Raw genomic sequence first — 6,000 nt, forward strand, 5'->3', positions numbered from 1 at the left:
GGTGTACCGGCCCGGAGGTGCGAGGGGAAACCCCGCACCTCCGGGGTCCGGCGCTTGTGGATCCCGCTCGGATCCACAAGCTCGGCCGAGAGCCGTCCCTCCCGGCCGAGTTTGTGAGGTAAGGCCACGGAAGGATCAGCCCTCTGCGGCGATACGGGCCAGACGCTGCGCCTCGGCCCGCGCGGTGCGGGCGATGGCGTCCTCGTCGACGTTGGTCAGGTGGTTGTCCTCGACGACCGGCTTGCCGTTCACCAGGGACAGCGTGACCGGGGCGGCCGCGCCGAAGACCAGCGCGGTGACCGGGTCGGCGATGGAGGAGTGGCCGAGTCCGTCCAGCTTCCACAGCACGAGGTCGGCGAGCTTGCCGGCCTCCAGGGAGCCGATCTCCGCCGTCCGGCCGAGGACCTGGGCGCCGCCGTAGGTGCCCAGCCGCAGCGCCTTGCGGGCGTTGAGGGCGGCCTCCCTGTGCGCGCCGAGGCGGTTGATGAGCAGCGCGTTGCGCAGTTCGGTGTGCAGTTCGCCGGACTCGTTGGAGGCGGTGCCGTCCACGCCGAGGCCGACCGGGACGCCGGCCGCGAGCATGTCCGGGACCCGGGCGATGCCGGCCGCGAGGCGGGCGTTGGAGGACGGGCAGTGCGCGACGCCGGTGCCGGTGCGGGCGAAGGCGGCGATGTCGGAGTCGTTCATGTGGACGCAGTGCGCCATCCACACGTCGTCACCGAGCCAGCCGGTCGACTCGAAGTAGTCGGTGGGGCCCATGCCGAAGAGTTCGTGGCAGAACTTCTCCTCCTCCACCGTCTCCGAGCCGTGCGTGTGCATCCGCACGCCCTTGCGGCGGGCGAGCTTGGCGCCCTCCCGCAGGAGTTCGGTGGAGATGGAGAACGGCGAACAGGGGGCGGCGGCGATGTGCACCATCGAGCCGAAGGAGGAGTCGTGGTGCTTGTCGATGGCCTCCTCGGTGCCCAGGAGGGCGCCCTCGGTGGTCTCGACGGCGAAGTCCGGGGGCAGCCCGCCGTCCTTCTCGCTGCGGTCCATGGAGCCGCGGGCGAGGGTGATGCGGGCGCCGATCTCGGCCACGGCCGCCAGCTCGGCGCTCACCAGGTCGCCGGAGCCCTGCGGGAAGACGTAGTGGTGGTCGGAGGCGGTGGTGACGCCGCCCTTGACCATCATGCCGAGCGAGCCCTGGGTGGCCGCGGCGAGCATCGGGGCGTCGATGCGGGCCCAGGTCGGGTAGAGGGCGACCAGCCAGTTGAACAGGTTGTGGTCGGTGGCCAGGCCCCGGGTGATCCACTGGTAGAAGTGGTGATGGGTGTTGATCAGGCCGGGGGTGACGAGGTGTCCCGTGCCGTCGATCCGGCGGACGACGTTGGCCAGGCCCTCGGGGGCCTTGCCGGCGCCTACCGACTCGATGACGTTCCCGGCGACGACGACATGACCGGTGGCGTACTCGGTGTCGTGGGCGTCGACGGTCGCGATGGCGCAGTTCTCGATGACGATGCGCTCGACCGCGCTGTCAGGGGATGCCGATGCAGCCATGATGCTTCCTACTTTCGGTACTGGCATGGAGGTCCCCCTGGGGCTTGTCGGAGCCTTGGGGGAGGGCACGGCATGGCCCTACGGGATTTGAGTGCCGGAGCCGGGCGAGGCGGCTGACAGTACCGCTGCCCGTGGCGTGCTCCGGGTGCCGAGATGGTGAAAGAACAGGTTGAGCAGGACCGCGACCAGCGCGCCCGCGCTGATCCCGGAGCCGAGGACGGTCTGCGCCCACGCGGGAAAGTCGGCGTAGAACGTCGGCGCGGCGAGGGGGATGATGCCGGCGCCGAGCGACACGGCCACCAGGATGATGTTGGAGCTGTCGTCGAGGCCGGCCTCGGCGAGCGTACGGATACCGCTGACCGCGATCGACCCGAACAGGACGATACCCGCGCCGCCCAGCACGGGCATCGGCACGAGCGAGACCACCGCGCCGAGCACCGGGAAGGCACCGAGGACGATCAGGGCGCCACCGGCCACCGCGACGACGTACCGGCTGCGTACCCGGGTCAGCGAGACGACTCCGACGTTCTGCGCGAAGGCGCTGGTCGGGAAGCCGCCGAAGACCGGTCCGAGGAGGGTGGCCAAGCCGTCCGTGCGCAGTCCGCGGGTGATCGTCGAGCCGGTGGTGCGTCGGTCGCAGATCTCACCGAGGGCGAGCATGCCGGCCGACGACTCGGTCATCAGGACGAGCATCACGATGCACAGGGACAGGATCGCGGCGGGCTGGAACTCGGGGGCGCCGAAGGAGAACGGGGTGGGCAGCGCGGCGATCGGCGCCGAGCGCAGCCCGTCGAAGCTCGCCATGCCGAAGGGCAGCGCGGCGAGGGTGCCGATGACCAGGCCGAGCAGCAGGGCGATCTGCTTGACGAAGCCCCGGGTGAAGCGCTGGATGAGCAGGATCACCACGAGGGTGAAGGCGGCGAGCGCGAGGTACTTCATGTCGCCGAAGTCGGCGGCCTCGGCGTCGCCGCCCTGGGCCCAGCCCACCGGGACGGGCATCAGGGTCACCCCGATGAGGGTGATCACGACGCCGGTGACCAGCGGCGGGAAGAAGCGGAGCAGCTTGCCGAAGAACGGTCCGATCGCGAGGCAGAACACTCCGGCGACCATCACCGCCCCGTAGATCGCGGGGAGTTGGTGACCCTTGGCGGTGGTCTCGGCGATGGCGAGCATCGGGGTGATGCCGGCGGAGCTCGCCGCGTTGACGAACGGCAGCCGGTTGCCGACGAACCCGCGGACACCGAGCGTCTGCAGGAGCGTGGCGAGGCCGGCGATGAGCAGGCTCGCGGCGATCAGCCGGGTGCTGCCCGCGGCGTCCAGGCCGACGGCCTGGCCGATGATGAGCGGAGGGGTGACGACGCCGGCGTACATCGCAGCGATGTGCTGGAGCGCGGCGGGGATCAGCCGCTTGGCGGCCGGCTTCTCGTCCACCGGGTGGACCGGCGGGGGGTGTTGCTCAACGTGCGGATGCTGTGCCATGGGTCGTTCCCCTCAGGATTCGCGCCCCTCCCCGCTGCGGGGTGGGGAGGGGACGCGAGGCACGGCGCTGCGTCGGAGCCGTTTAGAGGTTCGTCAGATCCATCGGGATCCGGGCTTCGACACCGTCGCGCAGAACAGTGGCTTCGATGAGGCCGTACGGGCGGTCCGCGGCGTAGTAGACCTCGTTGTCGTTCTTGAGCCCGAACGGCTCCAGGTCCACCAGGAAGTGGTGCTTGTTCGGCAGCGAGAAGCGGATCTCGTCGACCTCGGACCTGTTGTTGATGATGCGCGAACCCATTTGGTACAGGGTCTGCTGGAGGGAGAGGCTGTAGGTCTCAGCGAAGGCCTGCAGCATGTGCTTCTTGACCTGCTCGTACGAACGCTCCCAGTTGGGCATCCGCTGCTCGTCGTCGGTCCAGTTGAACCGCCAGCGGCTGGATACCTCGGTGGCGAGGATGCGGTCGTACGCCTCCTTGAGGGTCGTGTACTTGTCCTTGATGTAGCCCCAGAACTCCGAGTTGGTGGAGTTCATCACGACGAGGTCCTTCAGGCCGGAGATGACCTGCCAGCTCTCGCCGTCGTAGGTGATCTCGGTCAGGCGGGTCTCCTGGCCCTTGCGGGCGAAGGAGTGCTTGACCTCGTCGGAGCCGATGAAGCGGGAGTTGCCGTCGGAGGTGGCTATCCGCTCCCAGGCGTACTCCTCGATGCGGATGCGCGCCTTCTTGATCGGCTCCTGGCTGGTCACGAAGTGCCGGGCCAGGTGGATACCGAACTGCTCGGCCGACTCGATCCCGTGCTCCTTGGCGAAGGCGTACACGGTGTTCTTCGTCGTGTCGGTGGGCAGGCAGTTGGCGTTGGAGCCGGAGAGGTGGACCTCTTCCAGGTCGCCGGAGAGCGCGACCGAGACGTTCAGGTCCTTGATGTGGTGCGTGTCGCCGTCACGGGTGATCCTGACGACGCGGTTTTCCGCTTTGCCGTACTGGTTCTGGCCGAGAATCGTGGGCATGTCGGTGCTAGCTCCCTCGGTATACGGAGTAGCCGAACGGGTTGAGCAGCAGCGGTACGTGATAGTGCTCGCCCGGCTTGACGGCAAAGGTGATTGCCACCTCCGGGAAGAAAGCTCCGCTGTCCCTTACGCGGGGGGCGTCCTGCTGTTCCTCGGCTTGCTGGTCGGTCTTGTGGTGTACGAAGTACTCCTCGACGGCGAAGTCGAGGCGCACGTGGGTGGTGCCCTCCGGCAGGGCCGGCAGATCCTTGCAGCGCCCGTCCGCGTCGGTCTTGGACGCGCCGTGGGCGGTCCACTCCCCCTCGCTTCCGGAGCGCACCGAGAGCGTGAGGGCGACGCCCTCCGCGGGGCGGCCCACGCTGGTGTCCAGGATGTGCGTGGACACCGACGTCGGTGCGGCCGTCTCGCTGCTCATGCTGCCTCTCCTTCTGTGCCTTCCGCGATACGCGTCAGGCGAATGCGGTTGATCTTGCCGAGCTCCACACGAACGATCTCTCGTTCCTGTTCCGGCGTGTTGTCGATCCGGTTACGGACCGCGTCCCGCATCTGCTCCCCGGTACGGCCGGAGGCGCAGATCAGGAAGACATGACCGAACTTCTCCTGGTAGGCCAGGTTGAGTTCGAGCATCTCGGCCTTGAGCTCGTCGGAGGCCCCGGCCATCCCGCTCTGCTCACGCGAGGAGGTCGGGTCGCCCGGCTTCGGCCGGCCGATCGGCGGGTGCCCGGCCATCGCCTCGGCCAGGTCGCCGGCGGTCAGCTCGGCCATGGCGGCGTCGCTCGCGGCGAACAGGTCGTCGATGGTGGCGTACGGGCGCTGGGCGAGGATTTTGCTCCCCCAGGTCCCGCTGGCACACACCTCGTGCAGGGCGGCTAGAGCCGCACTGTCGTCGGCGGTGTTGAACCGGGAAAGCCCCGGGGTCGAACTCGAAGACACGGGAAGCCTCCGTGGCCTGGTGCTGGACAGCTCTGCTTGGCTGGAAACAGCTAAGACCCCCGGCAACATCACGTCAACACTTTGTTGAAAACTCGGCAACACAAAAGCCGCCGTCCGGAGAACCCGGACGGCGGCTCAGGGGCGTCGACAGGCCCGGCGAACGACTTCTCTCAGTCGCCGCTCTTCGCAGCGTTCTCCCTGTTCAGGTAGTTGTAGACGGTGAATCGGCTGACCCCGAGGGCGCCGGCGACCGTCTCCACTCCGTGCCGTACGGAGAAGGCCCCGCGGGTCTCCAGAATCCTGACCACGGACTGCTTGGTCTTCCGATCCAGCTCCGCGAGCGGCATGCCGTGCCGACGCTGCAACTCGGTGAGGATGTGGTCCAGCGAATCCGACAGGTGCGGCAGCCGCACCGCGACACGGTCCGCCCCCTCCCAGGTCAGCACGACATCGTCGCCCTGGGCCAGGTCGGGCGACACCATCTGTCCGCCCATGGCGTCCACCAGCGGCTTGACCGCCTGGACGAACGGGTGATCGGCGGGCTCGGTCATGTGGCGCTCCCCTCGGACCCCTCGGACCGTTCGGGGTCCGCGGACCCGTCAGCCTCCGCGATCACATTGACCTGCAAGGAGACCCGGGTTGCTCCCGCCCCCAGGGACTCGCGCAGCAGGGCGGTCACCGCGCCGAGCACCTGATCGGCGTCGCCCTCGGCCGTATTGCCGAACGGACCGACGTCGACGGCGTCCAGCTCGGCGCCGGTGACGACGTCCCGCGCCACCACCGCATGAGCCGGCGCCTCGTCCAGGTCGAACGGCTCCGTCGTGAACTCCACTCTCAATCGCACGTCGCTCAACCTACGCGCGGTAGGGCTCCGCCACCAGAAATTGCCCCCTGCCCCTCTTGACAGCTTCCGAGCGTGACAGGCAGTGTTCCATTAAGCAGAAAGTAAGTTCCGCTATCCGGAAGGAGCGCCGGCCCTTATGGGTTTCACGGACACGCGCTTCAACGTCAATCTGTCGATTTTGTTCACCGAGCTTCCGTTGCTG

General features: G+C 68.3%; 7 protein-coding genes. All 7 read right to left on the bottom strand.

What is annotated here, in order from left to right:
- Nucleotides 1-135: 135 nt before the first annotated feature.
- The gene (locus ACGFZW_RS35970) at nt 136-1,536 is read right to left on the bottom strand and encodes an 8-oxoguanine deaminase (RefSeq protein WP_393897537.1); all 1,401 of its coding nucleotides are present in this window, start codon (nt 1,534-1,536) and stop codon (nt 136-138) included.
- Between the two features lie 78 nt (nt 1,537-1,614).
- A complete protein-coding gene (locus ACGFZW_RS35975; protein ID WP_393897538.1) occupies nt 1,615-3,015 on the bottom strand; it encodes a nucleobase:cation symporter-2 family protein in 1,401 nt (466 codons plus the stop codon).
- 82 nt (nt 3,016-3,097) lie between these two features.
- Entirely contained in the window at nt 3,098-4,021 is a 924-nt protein-coding gene (gene pucL / locus ACGFZW_RS35980; RefSeq protein WP_393897539.1) for a factor-independent urate hydroxylase, read from the bottom strand.
- A gap of 7 nt (nt 4,022-4,028) precedes the next feature.
- Nucleotides 4,029-4,436, bottom strand: a complete 408-nt coding sequence (uraH, locus tag ACGFZW_RS35985; protein WP_393897540.1) for a hydroxyisourate hydrolase — start codon at nt 4,434-4,436, stop codon at nt 4,029-4,031.
- The gene (gene uraD, locus ACGFZW_RS35990) at nt 4,433-4,954 is read right to left on the bottom strand and encodes a 2-oxo-4-hydroxy-4-carboxy-5-ureidoimidazoline decarboxylase (RefSeq protein ID WP_393897541.1); all 522 of its coding nucleotides are present in this window, start codon (nt 4,952-4,954) and stop codon (nt 4,433-4,435) included. The genes uraH and uraD overlap by 4 nt, the downstream gene beginning before the upstream one ends.
- Nucleotides 4,955-5,124: 170 nt before the next feature.
- On the bottom strand, nt 5,125-5,505 hold the full coding sequence (locus ACGFZW_RS35995) for a helix-turn-helix domain-containing protein (RefSeq protein ID WP_393897542.1): 381 nt from the start codon (nt 5,503-5,505) through the stop codon (nt 5,125-5,127).
- Complete coding sequence (locus ACGFZW_RS36000; protein ID WP_393897543.1) at nt 5,502-5,798, bottom strand: hypothetical protein; 297 nt, start codon at nt 5,796-5,798, stop codon at nt 5,502-5,504. Before ACGFZW_RS36000 ends, ACGFZW_RS35995 begins: the two co-directional genes overlap by 4 nt.
- Between the last annotated feature and the right edge of the window lie 202 nt (nt 5,799-6,000).

Origin of the sequence: Streptomyces sp. NPDC048248, from assembly GCF_043201875.1 — a bacterium.
Classification (GTDB): domain Bacteria; phylum Actinomycetota; class Actinomycetes; order Streptomycetales; family Streptomycetaceae; genus Streptomyces.

Excerpts from the sequence above, each read along its gene's own strand:
- ACGFZW_RS35975 (WP_393897538.1), bottom strand. The coding sequence starts at position 3,015 with ATGGCACAGCATCCGCACGTTGAGCAACACCCCCCGCCGGTCCACCCG.
- ACGFZW_RS35995 (WP_393897542.1), bottom strand. The coding sequence starts at position 5,505 with ATGACCGAGCCCGCCGATCACCCGTTCGTCCAGGCGGTCAAGCCGCTG.
- uraH (WP_393897540.1), bottom strand. The coding sequence starts at position 4,436 with ATGAGCAGCGAGACGGCCGCACCGACGTCGGTGTCCACGCACATCCTG.
- pucL (WP_393897539.1), bottom strand. The coding sequence starts at position 4,021 with ATGCCCACGATTCTCGGCCAGAACCAGTACGGCAAAGCGGAAAACCGC.
- ACGFZW_RS35970 (WP_393897537.1), bottom strand. The coding sequence starts at position 1,536 with ATGGCTGCATCGGCATCCCCTGACAGCGCGGTCGAGCGCATCGTCATC.